We start from the raw sequence: 18,591 nt of genomic DNA on the forward strand, positions 1-18,591 counted from the left end.
CCTTTTCGTGTTAGAAGCACGAGAGGGGGCACCTTTTCTCTTCTCTAGCTAGCCGAGCATTTCGCCGGCTTCGATGGCTTGCAGCATGGCCCGCAGGTTATTGCGGTGGGCTTGGGCGAGCTTGATGTATTGATCGAGCGGTTTGCCGTCCAGGCCTTCGCGCTGGGCGATCATCAGGGCGCGCTCGGCGAACGGTTTGGCGAGATCGCGCCGGGCCAGGTCCAGGCGGATGCAGCGGGACAGGAGCGGTGAGGCGTCGTCGCAATCTTCAAACAGCGAAGACTGGCCTTCGATCGTGGTCGTGAAGACCCAAGTGACATGGCCTGGAACTCGCTCCAGCATCACGAGTAGTGCGCGGATGGAATCTTTGCGCAGGCCATGGGCTTCGTTGACGATGACGGCGCGGCCGCGGCCGGTGAGACCGCGTGACGCTAGGGTGCGTTCGACTTCGCGCAGCCAGGAGACCGAGGCTTCGCCGACATCGACTTCGAGCGTGTCGAAGTCATCGGCGACTTCGTGCGCGATCAAGCGCGCGATCGTGGTCTTGCCACTACCCGAAACTCCTGCCAACCAAAATGCGCGGCCGGTGAGGCGGCGCGCTTTCAGCGCATCGAGCTTGGCGATGACTTTGTCTTGGCCGACGACTTCGTGCCAAGTGTGCGGGCGATACTGTTCGTGGAGTTGCACGAGAGATGCTCCTGTGAAGAGAACAAGAAGCGTGGCAGAGTGATTGCAATATACGCATGAATTCAATCTTGTCAAAGGTCACGATGTAATTGACGCGCCATTTCTGATTGCATACGTTATCGGTATGGGACAACTATCCAACAAACTGCGTGAAGCGATTCGCAACTCTGGTGCTACTCAGATGGAGATCGCACAAGCGGTCGGCATCTCGGATGGAATCATCTCGAGGTTCATGCGCGAAGAGCGCTCAATGAACTTGGAGACTGCTGAGAAGCTGGCCGGGCACTTCGGCTTGGAACTGCGCGAAGTGCCAGAGCGGCGATCGCGGCGTTAGAAGTTGTTCGATCCGGCGTTGTTCGTGGCCTATTTCACCACTGTTTCGGAGTTGATCGCGATGAGTGCTCGGTCGACTGAACTGACGCGGCAAGAGCTAACACAGGGATGACGCCCCCCGGCGCCCCCCAATGCCACGCCACGCCAACATCACGTTCCGCTTCCGGATTTTTTTCAATTTCCGCATGCCTGTCAAACGGCAGGGGTGACTGGTTTTTGATTGTTGGTTGGCCGGTACTGTCTGTGCCTCTAGCTAGCCGGTCAAGGTAATGCGCCGCGAGGGCGTGGCGCTGGCCGGAGATCAAGCCCGTCGCCAAGTTCCGCCTGCATCGCGAACAAGCGATCGAATAGTCTTCGTTGGGTCTCCGCCAGCGCAGGATCAAGTGCGAGATCGTGCATTTCGTCCGGATCATTCGTTAACTGGTAGAGACGAGTGCGGCGGACCCTGGGATATACGATGAGCTTGTAGCCATCGTGAATGACCGCACGCTGCAAGTTGAGATAGGCGCCATAGATCGAAGAGTACGGCGAGGTTGTCGTTGTGCCATGGAGCAACGGTAACAAATTGTGGAAGTATACGTGCTTTGGCTGATCGATCCCAGCAAGTGCGAGCGTCGTGGGCATCACGTCTTGCAGATAAACGGGCATGTCCAGTCGACGGTTCCGTGGCACGCCTGGCCCGGCCACGAAGAATGGTACGCGCAAGCTGTGCTCGTACATGTTTTGTTTGCCGAACAATCCGTGATGTCCGACGGCGAGCCCGTGATCCGCGGTGAAGAAAATCCACGTGCGTTCCGCTTCGCCGCTGGCTTCCAGCGCGGCGAGGATGCGGCCGATCTGCGCATCGAGGTGGCTGATACTGGCGTAGTATTCTTGACGATGCACTTTGACTGCATACTCGGTGCGAGGAAACGGGGCGAGCGCTTCGTCGCGCAACGTGCCAGCGCAGCCAATGGCGTCTTTGAACGGATATTCGGCCAGAAAGTTACGAGGGACCTGAATGCGATCGAGCGGGTACTTGTCCACATAGGCGCGCGGCGACTGCCGTGGATCGTGCGGAGCGTTGAAGGCGGCATATAGAAAGAAGGGCGACGAAGTGCGGCTCGCGTCGGTGATGAAAGACACGGCCTCGTCGCTGACGACTTCGGTCCAATGTTTGCCCCCTTCCCAATAGCCGCCAAAGCGAGGATCGGAAGGATCCCAAGAATCCGGCACGCCGGGCAAGGGTCGACCGTAGCCTTCCGGAGCGTCTCCCGGCATGGCGCCACGCACGTGCCTGACGACATCAAAGCATTGCGCCGGGTCCACGGGGATGTGCCACTTGCCCGTGAAATAGGTTTGGTAGCCGGCCTTGCGCATCAACTGTGGCCACAGTCGTCCCACCTGCCGCTCGGCGTCCATTGTCCCATGCACTTCGCGCGCGTTCCACAGGCTGCGGCCGGTAATCAGCATGGCGCGGCTGGCGACGCACACTGCGCCGCTCCAGGAGCCCATGTTGTAGGCGTGCGTGAACGCCGTGCCGCGTTTTGCCAGGCGATCCAGATGGGGTGTCTCGATCTCGATCAGGCCGGCGGCGCCGATCGCCTCGTACGAAAGGTCGTCGGCCAACAACAACACGATGTTAGGAGGGCGCTCAGCCGCCGCATTCTCGGTGAGCAGGCCGCAGTGAATGGCCAGGAAGGCGAATAGTGCGCGAAGCATCAGCGAACATTTCTGGTGAAGGATGAGCCGGCATCCGCGCGACCGCCCCTGGGCAACTCGCGCAGCGTGTCCGTATCGAATAGCCAAATCGTATCGCCAGGTCCGTTGGTTGCCAGCAGCTTGCCATCGGGAGAAACTGCGAGGCGTCCGTTTCCCGTGCCTGTTGTTTGCGCAAATGCGACGACCTCGCGGCCAGAGTTCACATCACCGATTCTGACATCGCGGTGTCCGTTATGGAGACAATAGGCGCACCGGCCTCCATCTCGGAGGAACTCAACGTCCCCGGTGCCCCCCCACACCCAAGGCGAGTCCATCGGACGCTCACGCTGTGTCGTCGTGTCCCAAACTTGAAGCGCATGGTCGCCGGCATCGGCCGGCGTCACGACAAGCCTCGCGTCGGGAGACCAAGCGACTCGCCCGCCGCCATTAGCATGATTGCGCCACGTGGCCATGACCGTCAGAGTCTTCGGATCAAATACGTTCGTATATCCGCCGTAACCTGCGATGGCGACCTTGCCGCCATCGCGAGAAAAGGCGAGACGGCCCACGCCTCCGGCCTTTTCAAGTTGAAAGCTGCGTGGTTCGCCGAGGTGGTTGAGGTCATGCACACGTACGACGGAACCACCGCCTGTACAGGCAATGTCCTCCGAGGGTGAAACGGCAAGATTGGTGCGGCTCTTCTCCGGATCCTGCCACATGGCGATTTGCGAGAGGCTGGTGACATCCCACACCGTCAGTCGATCCTTCGAATCCGTCATCACGAGCCATTTGCTGCGCCGATCAAACGCGATGCTCAGCACGTCGGCATCAGCGGGTCGAATGCGACCGCGCAGCTGGCGCGCTTCGACGTCCCACAGAATCGCCGAACGATCGTGCGAGCAACTTGCCAGCAAACTCCCGTTCGGCGAGAACGTGAGATTCGTGACGCCTTTCCTGTGTCCGCTGAGTTGCGCAATCGGTTCTCCCACGCGAGCGTTCCATTTTTCGAGAGTGGCGAGCGGCGAGATGCGCGTCACCCAAAGGTGCTCTCCATGCTCGTCAAATGCCGTCGTGGACGTATTGATGTCGCCGCGAATTGCCGCCTGCACGTGGCCATCGCGCAGATCAGTCAACGTCGTCGAACCAGATTGATCGACCGCCGCAAGTCGCTCGCCTGATGGCGAGAAACTTAAGCAGCGGCAGGCAAACTCGCAGGCGTCAACGACCCGACGCGGGCGCGAACTAAAGTTATCCCAGACGTACACGCTTCCATCCGAGCAGCCCGCCGCCAGGCTCTGACCGTCCTCCGAATAGGCGAGCGCCAGAATGGGCGCTGCGGCCCCGCGCAATTGACCGGCGCTCGACTTATCGTGGATCAGCTTCGTTCTCACGATGCGATCGTCGCCAGCATAAGCGATTCGTTGACCGTCACGCGTAAAGGCCACTGCAAGGATGCGCCCACCGGCATCGCGAATCTCACGAACCAGAGCTCCATCGGAGACGTTCCAGCAGCGGACGACGCCATCATCGCCGCCGCCAGCGAGCATCTCGCCGGCGAGATCAAAGGCAAGACCACGGACGACGGTCGCCAGCGACAAGTTAAGTACGTCGCCTTGTTGATGCGCCAAACGCAGCCGACCGTCTTCTGAACCAATCGCGACGTTCTGCCCGCCGGGGCTCACCGCGAATGCGGTCGTCGCGTCCGTCGTCAGCGAGCACTCCCATAGCGGCGCATCGTCGCCGACTTTGCGAACTTCAAGCTTGGCATCTGCAACAAGGGCGCCCCAGTGACTTACGTCGGGGGACCAACACGTCGCGAGGACATGATCGAGGGATTCGTTCAAGCGACTATCCAAGCGGCTCGCCTGTGCTGACCAGGTGATCCAGTGATCGCCAACACTCATTCCGTGAAGTTGGCGACCATCCGAGGTAAACCGTAGCACGTCGTCTTCGCCCGCTGTTTCGCTAAGCACCATCCGCGGTTCGCCGGTGAGCGGATCCCACAGCCGAACGGTGTGGTCCAGCGAAACCGACGCGAGCGTGCGACCATCCGCTGAGAAGTCGATCGCTAAGATGCCATCCGCATGGCCGTGCGCCTCGTCCAGTAGCGTCCAAGTGCTTGGATTCCAGATTTCGATGTCGTTGCCAGGCTCCTCGTGTCCCAACGCCAGTCGTAAGCCGTCCGGAGATATGGCGATACAGCGACAGGACTGTTTGTCGCGAGCCAACACCTTAGCGGGAGCCTCACTGGTCAGCGACCACACGCGCACTGTGCCGTCTTCGGACGTGGAAACTAACGAGCGTCCATCCTGAATGAAGACCAGATCCCAGACGCGATTTTCGTGCCCTCGCAGCGTCCGCCGCAGCGTACCCGTGGCGACATCCCAAATTCGGATGGTGTGATCGCGTCCGGCCGAGGCAATGGTCGTCCCATCCGGTGAAAACCTCGCCTTGCGCACCCGATCTTGATGGCCACTGAGGTCATGTAACAGCGCACCATCGGCGACGTTCCATACTTTGATGCTGCTATCGGCCAATGCCGTCATACATCGCGTGGCGTCCGGATCGAATTCGACGTGGAGCACCTCCGCCTTGGCATCGAGCGAAAGCTGGGAAATCACACGTTGATCCCGGGCATCGCGCACTTCCAGCGTGCCTTGTTTGCCACGCACCACACTCCGCCGACCGTCGCGAGAGATTTGCAGGAGTTGAATATCGCTGTTATCACTCGTCGTCGCGAGGTCCCAGATCTTGATCGTGCCGTCATAAGAACTTACGAACAATCGCTGAGCGTCCGGGGAAAACTCGAGTCTGCTGGCCTCTCGTTCCTGATGCAACGGAAACTGAAGCCGGATTTCACCGGATGCAACATCGACAATGCGGACAATCTTCTCGTCGCCGCAAGTAGCCAGTAGCGTGCCGTCGTTCGAGAGCGCATGACAATTGGCCGCATACTTAGAACTCACGCTCCACGTTTCATCTGGCTTAAAGCTTGGTACGATGTAGCGGACAGGCCCGCTGCCCTTGAGCGAGGTCGCGATCACATGCTGTCCCGCGTCGGTGAAGGTCAACCGCGTGATACCCCACAAGCTTGAGAAGCGGTACTTCAACAACGTATCGGAATCCCATTCCCAGTGTCGTCCCGTGCCCCAACGCCCCCCTAAGGCCAAAAGCTTGCCGTCTGGCGAGAACTGGCACGCCATGGCGCCCACGGTGTGCGGCGGCTTGCGTTGTCGGAGAAGTCGGCGATCTGGCAGTGAATAAACCCGTGCCACGCAATCTTCTCCGACGGCCGCAAGCAGCGATCCGTCGGACGAGAACGTTATGCAGCGCACGGCCCCCGAGTGATCCTCCAGCGCTCCGAAGGGTTCCCGTAATTTCAAATCCCAAAAGCGCACGTAGCCATCGTCGCCGCCGGAGACCGCGAGCGTGGGATCGGTGGGTGAAAAGGCCACCGTTCGCACCGGCCCGATGTGCCCGCGAAAACGATGAAGTTCCTCGCCATTCGTGGTATCCCAAAGTCGCACGGAACCGTCGTGACCGCAGGAGAGAAGCGTACGCCCATCGATCGAGCACGCGATTTGAAAGACCTCACCAACATGCCCGCGCAACGTGAGTCGGTCGCGTTGGCATAGCTGTTGCAGGTGGCCCCACGCAAAATCGCGCAGCCGGACGGGGCACCGTTCCGAGTCTTCCAACATCCGCTCCGCGGCCGCCAGATCGGTGGTGACGGCATTGGCGATTTTCGAGAGCTGCAGGTTGTAAACGCCGTTCTCCAAGGCCTCTTGGCGCGCAAGTGCCTCGCGACGACTGTCTTCCGCTTCAAGCGACTTGTTGCGCCAGGCCACGGCCAAAGAGGCCGAAATCGCCGTAGCGGCAACCAAGATCAACAGCGTCGCGGCCGAGAGTCCTGCCACAACCGGACTGCGACGGCACCAACGGGTGAATCGCCCCCAGCCGCCGATGCGGAGCTTCCGAATCGGTTGCAACTCGAGGAATCGCCGCAAATCATCCGCCAGGTCTTTCGCCGAGGCGTACCGATCCGTGGGGTTCTTCGCGATCGCCGATAGCAGGATTGTTTCTAAGTCCGTGGGAATTCGTTTGTCGAAGCGGCGCGGCGACGGCGGTTCCACTTCCAGAATCTGGCGCAACAATCCCTGTCGGTCGTCCGCCACAAAGGCGGTGCGTAGAGCCACTAACTCATACAACGTCATGCCGAGTCCGTAGACGTCCGATCGATGATCGATCGCCGCACGATTGCCCGAGGCCTGTTCCGGACTCATGTACGGCATCGTGCCCACAAGTCCGCCCGTGGTCGTGAGCGTTGCGTTGTCCTGAGTCAATGCCAGGCCGAAGTCCGAGACCCAGACGTGACCATCTTTGCCCAGCAATAAGTTAGAAGGTTTGATATCGCGGTGAATCACGCCGCACTGGTGTGCGCAATCGAGAGCCTCCGCTACCTCGATTCCCAGTCGTGCGATCGCGCGGTAGTACTTGCGTCCTGTTACGGAAGTCAACGTGCTCTCCGCTTGGGCAACGGTCGATGCCACATGCGTTGAACGGCGCGATGGAGTCGTTGATCCGGGCAATGCGTCGTCGGCGATGCCTGCCGACGATGGCTGCGGCGTGGCCCGCGCGCGGCGTTCGGCAATGACTTGCGCGACGTTGCCCCCCTCGATCAACTGCATCGCGAAGAAGTTGATCCCACGCTCGGCGCCGACGGCGTAAATCGGCACAATACTCGGGTGATGCAAACTGGCAACCGCTGCGGCTTCATGCCGAAAGCGGCGCAGCAGCCGTTCGTCGAGCAACGACGCCTGGGGCAGCACCTTTAACGCCACGCGGCGATGGAGCGAGACTTGCTCCGCCTCGTAGACAATGCCCATCCCGCCGCGGCCGAGTTCGCGGAGGATACGAAAGTCGCCCAATTCAGTCAGCGTGGGCGCACCAACAAGCGACGTCGGAACCATCGCAGGCGGCGACAACAACTCTTTCCCAAGTGCCGACACGCCGTCCCAATTGCTCAGGAACTCGCGCAGTTCCGCACCGAACTCCGGATGGGCGTTGATCCAGGCTTCAGGGTCTGGCGCCGCGCCTTGCTCACGGTCCTCCAGGTACGCCGCCACGATCTGATCGAGTCGTTGCTCGCCGCTCGTGTCTTGGTTTTCGCTTGTCGCCATGGCGCCGCCCTGGTGTCTTATTCGACCAGGGACATTGTCTCACAGCGCTGGGGCGGCTGCCAGCGTTCGCTCACCTTGCCACGGAAATACGCCATCGCCTGTCGCGTACCACGTGCGAATATGCACGGTGGCCAGAAATGCCAGGCGGCGCACGGTTGATTTGGCAGCGAGGCGCGACGCGCATGTGACGGGAAACCACGGCCAGAATGCGTGGGCTTAGCAAGTGCAGATTTCGGAATAGTCACCCGCGCAATGCGGGCAACGGTCGCTGGCACCAGATCGCAGCGGACATGCCGGTGCGGGACGGTGACGACGAAAGGCTGCCCGCAATGTTGGCACTTGATCGTTGAGTGTCCGACGGTCTGACCGCAACCTGGGCAGCGGTCGCTGCGCTCCGCGGCGAGGCAAGTTTCGCATTCTTCCTGAGAGAGCTCGATGGGGAACTCCTGACCACAATCGGCGCAAACGTAAAGGCGTTGCATGGTGGGAGTTCCCAAAAGTTCTGGTCGCTGGTCTAGGACGGTCGTGGCTGGAGTATCCCACGCCGTCACGCAACGCCGGCAAGGAGCACCGAGACAATCGCGAAGCCGGTGGAAAAGCAGTTTGAGCGCCTTATACGCACCCACTGGGCTCCGAAGTAGCCGAACTCGTCCCAAATTTGCGCACGAAATGTGTATTCGCCATGAGCAAGCATGCCCTCCCCTAGAATTGGCGAGAAAGCCACCTCTTCCTCGAAGTGGAACTCCAATCGCCGATTGACGCTCACTTTACCGTACATAGCTCACGATCCAGTGTGGATCTTCGTTGCCCAGTCGCAGAATCAATTCGTCAGACAGTCGGCAATCGCTCAGATGGACTGATTTCAGCTTTGGAAGCTTAATTAGGTCGACGATGACTACGTCGGTCACTCGCTTTTTGTGAATACAAGAGTTTCGAGGTTGGTAAGGTACATGAGGTGGTCGAGCGAGGCACGCACCTGCTCGACCACTTGGCGTCGCTTCGCCGGGCTTAGGAGTTTCCCGAGGCGGCCTCGCGCGAGATCGCCTTGTCGAGCTCGGCCTCGGCCAACAAACGCTTCTGCCGCGCATTCTCCTTCTCTAAGTCCTTCAGACGCTTCGCCTGATCGACGCGCAGGCCACCGTACTCCTGCTTCCCTTGGCAGTACGTCTGTTCCGTAACACCGATCTTCTTCGCCGCCTCAGGAACCTTTCTGCCTCCCGCCAGTTCCACCTCCGCCTCATGCAGGTTGCCGATGATCTGCTCCGCTGAAAATGTCTTCCGTCGTGGAATCGATCGTCCTCCTTCGATTGTGTCCACACACCGATATTCTTGCTCCCAGCGCGCACTCGTATGAAGGGGGCACGTCAAGATGCGAACCTAGCTAATGACCGGCCAGCGTGGGTAGGGCATTGATCACGATGGTACTGCACCGGTAGCTAGTGCTGAACGAGAAGGTCATGTCAAGTCCACGGATGACTACTGAATCGTTCGCAGGCTAAGATTCGCTGCGCCGTTCTTGGCAGTGGATGTTCGACTGGTTAGATTCAACTCCAGCGTGGATTGGTCGAAAGGTGCGGAGTGCTCACTAGTACCAAGTACCCTTCATAAAAGATCACTGCCATGGAACGCAAATCGGCCACTGACTTCGATCAACGCGTCCTCGACCTGTACGACGATTTTGCCCACGGCCGCATTGCCCGGCGGGAATTCGCCCAGCGGGTGAGTGCGATCGTGGCCGCCGGAGTGGCCGTGGAGGCGGTGCTGTCGAGCTTGATGCCGAACTACGCTTGGGCTCAACAGGTCGCCAAAGATGATTCCCGTATTCGCACCGAGACGCTGGCCTATGATTCACCGCAAGGCGGTGGATCTATTCGCGGTTTGTTGGCTCGTCCGCGCGAGGGCGCCGAGAGGTTTCCGGCCGTGTTGGTGATCCATGAAAACCGTGGCCTCAATCCCTACATCGAAGATGTGGCACGTCGACTGGCGGTGGCTGGCTTCTTGGCGTTCGCGCCTGACGCATTGACGCCACTGGGCGGCTATCCGGGCAATGACGACGACGGCCGGCAGCTCCAATCGCAGCGCAAAGAAGCCGAGATGATCGAGGATTTCATGGCGGCCGCGCGCACTCTGCAAAAGCATCCATTGTCCACTGGCAAAGTTGGCGCCGTTGGCTTCTGCTTTGGCGGTGGCATGGTCAACGAGCTCGCTGTACGAATTCCCGACGTGGTGTCAGCGGCGGTGCCGTTTTACGGCCGCCAACCCAAGGTCGAGGATGTTCCCAAGATCAAGGCGCCACTCTTGATCCACTACGCCGAACTGGATCAGCGAATCAATCAAGGGTGGCCGGATTTCGAGGCCGCGCTCAAAGCGGCGAACGTGAAGTACGAGGCCTTCATCTACGCCGGAGCAAACCACGGCTTCCACAACGACACCACGCCACGCTACGACGAGGCCGCGGCAATGCTCGCTTGGGACCGCACGATCGAGTTTTTCGAGAAGAACTTGAGTTGAGCGCAATTTCGACTTTGCGGCGAGGCTTGTCGGCTTAAGGTGGCAGCGCAGACCGCCGCGCACTCATGTCGAGCAGCCGAAAACAGGTCCAATTTAGGTTCCGGCGCTGCTGTTGTATTTCCGGTAGACTGAAACCCGCGTGCGAATCATGTCAGACCCCGAGGAGAAGGCGAACGGACGTTCACCCCTCTCAAAGTAACACTCCGACACCCATGCCGATCCGGCGACGCGTACCGAGAGTAGGCGACGTCGACATCCGCGGTGGGAGGGACACGGGCGACAAATCGAGTTTGGACACGGACGGTCTATCGGCGTCCGAGACACGTCATACAGGACGTACTGTCCTGAAAACTCGAGGAAGCTGAAAGTTCACCCCCGCCAGTGGTCTAAGGCCGATTATTTGTTGTTTTGCACAGTGTCCCGTGTTATACAACACGGCCCCCCACCCAAGTGCGCCGTCAATCTGCAAATCGCCCGATTTCGCGCTCTCCCACCTCGCGCCCAGCCGCTATTGACCATAGGAGATCACTGCCATGTCACGCGCACGCCGACTGGATCCGTTTCGATTTGGGAAGCAAGGGAAGAAGTCGCCCTGTCGTTCCGGCGGGAATCCTCGCAGCTACGCTTTTGGCCGCATGCTGCGGTTGGAGGCATTGGAGGAGCGGCAGGTGCTGAGCGCGGCGACCGTCACCGGCGTCTACGCAGACGAAGGTGCGACAGTGCCAATTCACGACTCTGAAGTTCTAGCATTCAGGCCGAATCAGTTGGTCATTTCGCTCAGCGAACCCATGTCAGCCGGTGGTGACGGCGCAATTACAAGTATCACGAATGTGGAAAACTGGAGGCTAAAGCGACTCAATGACGATGTTGTCGCTACCTTTGCTCCATCGATCGAACACGAATCAGGTGACTATTCACAGCTCTTGCTCGGCGTGTCTGACAACGGGACAGCAGTTGGCCGCGGTCGCGTCGGATCGGCCACAGCGCTGCAATGGTCGCGGGAATCCGGGTTTCGAGCTGTTCCTCTCGACACAGCAAGTGACATCTCTGCAGATGCGACAACCGTTGTTGGGTATGTGCCCGGGTTCCGACCGGCGTTCTGGCGGAACGACACTTTGCAAATCATTGATGCACGTTTTGGGCTTGCGCAAGCGGTATCTGGGGATGGACGTGTTATCGTTGGTCACAGTGTGTTCGACGCAGCGACTTCCCAACAGGCATTTATGTGGTCTGAATCGACTGGCATGACCCAGTTGTTCGCCCAAAACAGCATTGCTTATGGCGTGTCAAGTGACGGGAGCACCGTCGTTGGCCAGGTCGATTCGGAGGCGTTTCGTTGGAGCCAAGCCGAAGGTGCGACTATTCTCGATCCCGTTTTCCCGAATCAGACCTACAGTGAGGCATTTGACGTTTCCGGCGACGGTCGGGTTGTTGTTGGCTGTGCGTATACGTCTGATGGCCGCGAAGCATATGTTTGGAATGAGGATCGCGGCTTTACGCAAATCGGAGAGTTTCTTGGCGGAACTCATGATAGCTGCGCATGGGCACTGTCAGACGACGGCAACTTGGCCGTCGGTAGCAGTGTCGTCGACAACGGCCATAGTAAGGCATTCATTTGGGACGATCAGCATGGGATGGTTGATCTCGAGGCACTGCTCACGAGGCTCGGAGCTGACATGCAGGGACGTAGAATCTCTGCCGCGTACGGTATTTCGGCTGTAGGCGATAACGTGACAATCGTCGGTACTGCGAAATCTGACGAAAGGTCCGTTGAGGGTTGGATCGCCAATTTTCCGCGAGACTACGACGCCGACATTGAAATTGACGACATTGCGTTCGAGTTTAATACATCTAGCAGTCGATTTGAAGCTGTCCTTACGTTCAACGAAAGAATTCCAGCGGGTAGTTACGAATTGATTCTGCGCGACTCCGCAACGAGCATCGCAGGTGTGAAATTGGATGGGGATCGGGATGGTGAAGCGGGCGAGTATTTTCGTTTAAACTTCTCCGTCGCCCCGCCGCCCATCTCTCCTCCCACCAAGGCCGGCGGTGAATTCCGCGTCAACACGACGACGAACGGCGATCAGCGGTTCTGGGAGCCGACGCCGGAAGCTGCGGCGATGGATGCGGATGGCGACTTTGTTGTCACGTGGTCGAGTCAAGCGCAGGACGGCAGCGGTTGGGGCGTCTTCGCGCAGCGGTTCGCCGCGAACGGTACGCCGGCGGGGGCGGAATTTCAGGTCAACACCTCGTCGTTGAACAATCAGCAATTTGCGACCGTCGCGATGGATCCGGACGGCGACTTTGTGATTACGTGGAGCGCCTTGGTAAACGACACGGTCAATCTAGGCGTCTACGCGCGTCGCTACCATGCCGCCGGCGCGCCGCAGGGGGAGGAGTTCCTGGTCAGTCCGGAAAATCTTGCGTCGCAGCGATTAAGCGTCGCGGCGATGGACGCGCTGGGAAACACACTCTTGGCCTGGAGCGAGCTCGATCCAGCTGGCGGGGCGGATCCGGCGTCGAACATCCGCGCCCGGCTGTTCGACGCTGACGGCGTGGCGCTGGGACCGTCGTTTCAAGTCAACACGACGACCGTGGATCTCCAACGCCAGGCCTCGGTGGCGCGCAATGGAGCGGGCCAGTTTGTCGTCGTGTGGCGGAGCCGTGGGCAGGACGGCGACTCCGATGGCGTCTTCGCGCGCATCTTTGCCGCCGACGGGACGCCGCTGACGGGCGAATTGCAGGTCAATCAATTCGCCACGGGACAGCAGATTCGCGCCACGGTGGCGATGGACGCCGCCGGCAATTTCGTCGTCACCTGGTACAACCAACTGCTGGGGGATAGCGCTGGGGCGATCGTCCCACGCGAGATCTACGCCCGGCGCTTCGCCGCCAACGGCTCGCCATTGGGCGACGAGTTCCGCGTCAATACCACGACAGGCAGCGATCAGCGCTTCCCGTCCATCGCCATGGATCAAGACGGCGACTTTGCCATCGCGTGGTCCAGTTTCGGGCAGGACGGCAGCGATTGGGGCGTCTATTTGCAGTCCTTCGACGCCACGGGCGCGCGTATTGGCGCTGAGCAGTTGGTGAATACGACGACCGCGAATTGGCAAGTTTACCCCGTGGTCGCGATGGACGACGACGGCGATTTCGTCGTCGCCTGGAGCAGCCTAACGCAAGACGGCGACGGCTACGGCATCTACGCGCAGCGCTATACGCAGCCACAGGGTTTTTCCCATCCCCAGGTCACGGGGGTCTACCCATTGGCAGACGATCATGCGGTCGCCGAGGGAGAACGGCTGGTGCAGCAGTCGGCGATTTTGATTGTGCCATTCAGTACGTCAATGCGCACGGGCACCGGCGGCGACAGCGTTACCAACAAGTCAAACTGGCGACTCTCCCGCAACGGCGTCGACGTGAGCGCGCAGATCAGTTCCGTGACGTTCGAGTTCGATTCCTCGGACAATCGCTACGAAGCGTTCATCGTTCTCGCCGCTCCGCTCGCCGAGGGAAACTACGAATTGCGCGCGGAACCGTCGATCCACAGCGCCGCCGGATTTGCTCTGGATGGCAACTTCAATGGAGTGGGGGGAGACGCGTTCGAGCGATCTTTCCGCGTAGCGCTACCGATCGCCGCTGGGAACGAGTTCCGCGTCAATACCTTCGCTACGGGCGATCAGTTCTTCGCACCGTCAGCGCCGGGCGCCGTGGGCGCGGATGCATTTGGCAATTTCGTGGTCGTCTGGAACAGCGCCGGACAAGATGGGAGCGCGCAGGGAATTTATGGGCAGCGGTTCGACGCCGCGGGCGTGCCGCTGGGCAATGAGTTTCGCGTCAACACCTTCACCAGTGGAGATCAACGCCTGCCCACGGTGGCGGTGTCGCCGTCAGGAAATTTTGTGGTGAGTTGGACGAGTGCGCTGCAAGACGGCAGCGGCGAGGGCGTTTACGCCCAACGCTATGCGGCCGATGGCGCTCCCAACGGAAGTGAATTTCGCGTCAACACGACGACGCAGAACTCGCAGACTCGTTCGAGCGTGTCGATGGACGACTCCGGAAACTTCGTCGTCGCTTGGGAAAGCATCGGCCAGGATGGCAACGAACCCGGCGTCTACTATCAGCGATTTGCGGCGGACGGCGTCAAACTTGGCGACGAAACCAGAGCCAACACCTTCACCACCGGCTCGCAACGACTGCCGCACGTGGCCGTCGACACGGACGGCGATTTCGTGATCACCTGGTCGAGCAACATTCAGGACGGGAGCGGGTATGGCGTCTATGCCCGCAGATTCACCGCCGTCGGAGTGCCCCTCGGGGGCGAATTCCGAGTCAACACCGCCACGGCCGGCGATCAGAAAAGTTCCGCCGTCGCGATGTCGGCCGACGGAGACTTCGCCATTGTCTGGCAAGACTCCCTGGCGGATGGTTCATCCGACGCCGTGTTCCTGCAGCGATTTACGGCCTCCGGCGTCCCGCTCGGGTCGAACATCCAGGTGAACACGACGACTGCCAATTCGCAGTCGAACCCAACCGTGGGTATGGACGCCGACGGCGACCTCGTCGTCACGTGGCAAAGTTTGGTGCAAGACGGCGGCCTGTGGGGCGTCTATGCCCGGCGCTACGCCTGGAATGGCGCGCCACAAACCGGCGAGTTTCTGGTCAACACGCGCACCACCGGCAATCAGGTAAACGCCAATCTGGCCGTCGATCAGGACGGCGACTTTATCATTGCTTGGATGAGCTTTTTGCAGGATGGCTCAGGGCAGGGCATTTCCGCGCAACGCTACCAGGCGTTCGTCAACACGCCGCCGACGGCCGTCGCGGGCGAGTACGCCATCGACGAAGGCGATTCCCTGACGCTGGACGGCTCGGCGAGTTTCGACCCCGACGCCGGCCAGACGCTGGCTTACTCTTGGGACGTGAACGGCGACGGAGTGTTCGGCGATGTGGCGGGAGTGTCGCCCGTGCTAACGTGGGCCCAGCTGAACGCCCTGGGCATTGCTAACGATGGCCAGCGATCAGTACGCTTGCGCGTCACCGATAGCGCTGGTGCTTCGACCGAAAATGTCGGCGTGCTCACGATCCTGGACGTGGCACCGAGCAGCGTAACACTTGGCCAACCGCCGAGCGTAGCCGAAGGGAGTGTCGCCACGTTGACAGGAAGTTTCGTTGATCCCGGCCTGCTGGACACCCAGCAGGTCATCGTCAATTGGGGCGATGGCACCATCGCGACGATTGATCTGCCACTCGGTGCGCGGACATTCTTGCTGGAGCACCGCTATGCAGATGACAATCCGACCGGCACGTCGTCCGATCAGTACCCGATCACTGTCACTGTGTCCGGCGACGGTGCGACCAGCGCACCGGTCAGCACGTCGATCACGGTCAACAATTCCACTCCCTCCATCAGCGAACTCAATCGTAGCGCGAGCACCATTTCCGAGGGAGCCACGCTGACACTCACCGGTTCGTTCACGGACCCCGGATTGCTGGATACACATTCGATCCTAATCGGCTGGGGCGACGGTACGGCCTCCGCGGCTACCGTCAACTCCGCGACGCGGACCTTCGCGGCCACTCATGTTTACGGCGACGAGGAACCGACGTCCCAGCCCACAATCACTGTCACAGTGACGGACGATGATGGCGGCGTGACAGCCTCACAAACTTCGGTCACGGTGCAAAACGTTGCACCGTCGTTGTTCGGGTTGCAACTCTCCGCGGCAACCATCGACGAGGGAGGGACCGTCACGCTGTCCGGAAGTTATGCCGACGCCGGGGCGCTCGATACACACACCGTGCTGATTGGCTGGGGGGATGGCGTGGCCACGCTTGCCCCGCTCAACACCGCCTCGCGCACCTTCACGGCCACGCATACCTATCGGGACGACAACCCGTCCGGCACGCCCGCGGACCAATACCCGATCAACCTCACAATCAACGACGACGACAACGGCGTCGGCGCCGCCCAAACCACGATCACGGTGCGCAACGTCGCGCCATCGAACCTGCAACTGGACCCGCTGGAGGCGTATCTGGAAGGAAGCGAGGTCACGCTGACCGGCCGCTTCGACGACCCCGGGGCGTTGGACAGTCATACGGTGACGATTGATTGGGGGGATGGAAAATCCGCAGTGCTCGAATTGCCAATCGGCGATCGGTCGTTCGCGGCGCAGCACATGTATTTGGACGACAACCACGGTGAACCTTACCTGGCCGCGGTGACGATCAGTGATGACGATGAGGGCAGCGTAACGGCTCAACGCGAGATTCAAATCAGCAACGCGCCGCCGGAGATCGTCGACCTGCAAGTGACGCCCGGCACGGTCGCTGAAGGCGGCATGGTGACGTTGACCGGGGTCATTTCCGACTTGGGGAGGCTCGATTCGCACATGATCACGGTCGACTGGGGTGATGGCACGAGCACCGAAGTTGAGGGAACCGGAATTCAGTTTGAAGACAACTTTGAGAGCGGGCCATCGCCCCTTTGGCAGAACGAATCGGGCGACTGGTTCGTCGATGCTAGTGTGTACAATGCTGGTGTTCCACGCGGAAATCAACCTCTTCCATACACAAGCCTTCCTTTTGAATTCGCCGACTTCGTTGTCGAGTTCGATGTAAATGACATTTGCGATGGGGGCGTATTCTTGCGGAGCACGAGTTCAACGAACGGCGTCGTATTGGTGATCGGCGGTGATGGTTGCTGGGATGGTTCACCAAATCCGCAGGCTGGCCGCGATCTCTATTGGCACGTCTTCGTCGATGGCGTGCCTACGCCACCAGGGTATCTGAACCGTGTATCGAATCTTTTTATTCCACACGAATCCAACGCGAGAGTTAAGGTGGAAGTTGCTGGTGACACGTACCGAGCTTTCATCGATGGAGTGTTGCAGTCTACGCTTGTGACTGACGCCTTCCAGTCAGGGCGAGTCGCTCTTGTTGACGCATACAATCCAGGCCACAGTTTCGACAACTTCGTGTTGACCACACCGCACACTTTCACCGCCGCGCACCAATACCTTGACGACGATCCCTCCGGCACGCCCTCTGATGTGTTTCCGATTTCCGTCACCGTGACCGACGACGATGACGGTGTCGGGCAAGCGGACGCCGCGGTGACCGTGAACAATGTCGCGCCGTCGGTGGCCATCACGGCGATACCGATCGTGGTCACGCTGGGCCAACCGTTCACGCTCCAGGCGCTGGTGAGCGATGTCGGCGTGCTCGATACGCATGAGCTCGCCTGGCTCGTGACGCGCAACGGGGAGACCGTGGGTGCCGGCGCGGGCGAGGAATTTACGTTCACGCCGCTGCAACAAGGCATTCACCTGTTCACGCTCACGGGCACGGACGACGATGGCGGCGCGGGCATGGCGCAGATCGCCCTCGAGGTCGCCGCCTGCGACCTGCCTGGCGATACGAACGACGATTGTGCCGTGAATGTCGTGGACCTGAACAACGTCCGCAATAACTTCGGCGAAACAGGTCTGGGCGCGGTGGATCTCTCGTTCAATGCGCCCGTCGCTGGCACGATCGCCGAAAAGGACGGCGTCGGAACCGGATTCACGCACCGTTTGCCCGGCACGGGCGGCGCGCTGCCGGCGAACGACCCGAACCTGGACTTGGAGCCCGGGGCGGGCGGCAGGCTACGGATTCGCTCGACCCAGGCGGACATCAACGGGGCGTTGAACTTGCCGCAGCTCGAAGCGCTCGGCGTCGTGCTCGACGATATTCGCGGCATCGACGTTCAAGTGTCGGTGGTCCTGCGCAACGTGCAATTGCCGAACGCATCGGATCAGATCACGATTTATATCGCCCCGGACGCCGGCACGACCCTGCGGGCCGGCATCGTCAATTCCAACAGCTTCGTTTTCACGACGAATGTGGGCGCCGGCGATGTGAATGTGTTTTCGGCGCCTGGCGCATTCGACAATGGCGACGACCTGGAGTTGAAGCTGGCGCGGACGAACGGAGTCTGGACGCTGTCGTGGAACAATTTGAGTGATCCGGTGGAGAATGGAGCCCTACCCGGTCAAGAGCTTCCCTGGTTGAATGACTTGACGCAGCTTTACGCCGGCGTGCTCGTCGCCAACGCTCGCAACCCGCATCCCTTTACGGCCACCATCGACGACTTCACCGTCGACATTCTTCGCCCGATTCCAGGAGACTCGAACGGGGACTACATCGTCGATTTGAA

General features: G+C 60.2%; 8 protein-coding genes and 1 pseudogene. 3 read left to right on the forward strand and 6 right to left on the reverse strand.

Going from position 1 to position 18,591, the window contains the following annotated elements; genetic code table 11:
• Positions 1 to 48: 48 nt before the first annotated feature.
• Positions 49 to 687 carry an AAA family ATPase gene (locus SGJ19_02675; protein ID MDZ4779137.1) on the reverse strand — a complete coding sequence of 213 codons (639 nt, stop codon included), beginning with the start codon at positions 685 to 687 and terminating at the stop codon, positions 49 to 51.
• A gap of 43 nt (positions 688 to 730) precedes the next feature.
• Between SGJ19_02675 and SGJ19_02680 the strand changes: the two genes are divergently transcribed.
• Positions 731 to 1,021 carry a helix-turn-helix transcriptional regulator gene (locus SGJ19_02680; protein MDZ4779138.1) on the forward strand — a complete coding sequence of 97 codons (291 nt, stop codon included), beginning with the start codon at positions 731 to 733 and terminating at the stop codon, positions 1,019 to 1,021.
• 260 nt (positions 1,022 to 1,281) lie between these two features.
• Here the strand turns inward: SGJ19_02680 and SGJ19_02685 are convergent, their stop codons facing one another.
• The 4 genes and pseudogenes from SGJ19_02685 to SGJ19_02700 all read right to left on the reverse strand — a co-directional run bounded on the left by SGJ19_02685 (position 1,282) and on the right by SGJ19_02700 (position 9,170).
• A complete protein-coding gene (locus SGJ19_02685) occupies positions 1,282 to 2,721 on the reverse strand; it encodes a sulfatase-like hydrolase/transferase (GenBank protein MDZ4779139.1) in 1,440 nt (479 codons plus the stop codon).
• Positions 2,721 to 7,880, reverse strand: coding sequence for a protein kinase (locus SGJ19_02690; GenBank protein MDZ4779140.1), 5,160 nt, complete (start codon positions 7,878 to 7,880; stop codon positions 2,721 to 2,723). Before SGJ19_02690 ends, SGJ19_02685 begins: the two co-directional genes overlap by 1 nt.
• Before the next feature lie 547 nt (positions 7,881 to 8,427).
• Positions 8,428 to 8,658, reverse strand: coding sequence for a hypothetical protein (locus SGJ19_02695; protein MDZ4779141.1), 231 nt, complete (start codon positions 8,656 to 8,658; stop codon positions 8,428 to 8,430).
• Between the two features lie 183 nt (positions 8,659 to 8,841).
• A pseudogene (locus tag SGJ19_02700) lies at positions 8,842 to 9,170 on the reverse strand (transposase).
• A 330-nt stretch (positions 9,171 to 9,500) separates the two neighbouring features.
• On the opposite strand from SGJ19_02700, the gene SGJ19_02705 reads away from it, so the two are divergent.
• Positions 9,501 to 10,391, forward strand: coding sequence for a dienelactone hydrolase family protein (locus SGJ19_02705; GenBank protein MDZ4779142.1), 891 nt, complete (start codon positions 9,501 to 9,503; stop codon positions 10,389 to 10,391).
• A gap of 1,286 nt (positions 10,392 to 11,677) precedes the next feature.
• Here SGJ19_02705 and SGJ19_02710 read toward each other — a convergent pair.
• Positions 11,678 to 11,920 (reverse strand): hypothetical protein, encoded by a 243-nt coding sequence (locus SGJ19_02710; protein ID MDZ4779143.1) that lies wholly within the window; start codon positions 11,918 to 11,920, stop codon positions 11,678 to 11,680.
• 420 nt (positions 11,921 to 12,340) lie between these two features.
• On the opposite strand from SGJ19_02710, the gene SGJ19_02715 reads away from it, so the two are divergent.
• Positions 12,341 to 18,591: PKD domain-containing protein (locus SGJ19_02715; GenBank protein ID MDZ4779144.1), on the forward strand; the 6,251-nt coding region annotated here is incomplete at its 3' end.

Source organism: Planctomycetia bacterium (genome assembly GCA_034440135.1).
Classification (GTDB): domain Bacteria; phylum Planctomycetota; class Planctomycetia; order Pirellulales; family JALHLM01; genus JALHLM01.

Bases quoted from the DNA above. Each gene is read 5' to 3' on its own strand.
- SGJ19_02690 (MDZ4779140.1), bottom strand. From the start codon at position 7,880: ATGGCGACAAGCGAAAACCAAGACACGAGCGGCGAGCAACGACTCGAT.
- SGJ19_02710 (MDZ4779143.1), bottom strand. From the start codon at position 11,920: ATGAGTTCCGCCAAGAAACTCTCCGATTTGCGTAAAGCCGCGATCCTC.
- SGJ19_02695 (MDZ4779141.1), bottom strand. From the start codon at position 8,658: ATGTACGGTAAAGTGAGCGTCAATCGGCGATTGGAGTTCCACTTCGAG.
- SGJ19_02705 (MDZ4779142.1), top strand. From the start codon at position 9,501: ATGGAACGCAAATCGGCCACTGACTTCGATCAACGCGTCCTCGACCTG.
- SGJ19_02685 (MDZ4779139.1), bottom strand. From the start codon at position 2,721: ATGCTTCGCGCACTATTCGCCTTCCTGGCCATTCACTGCGGCCTGCTC.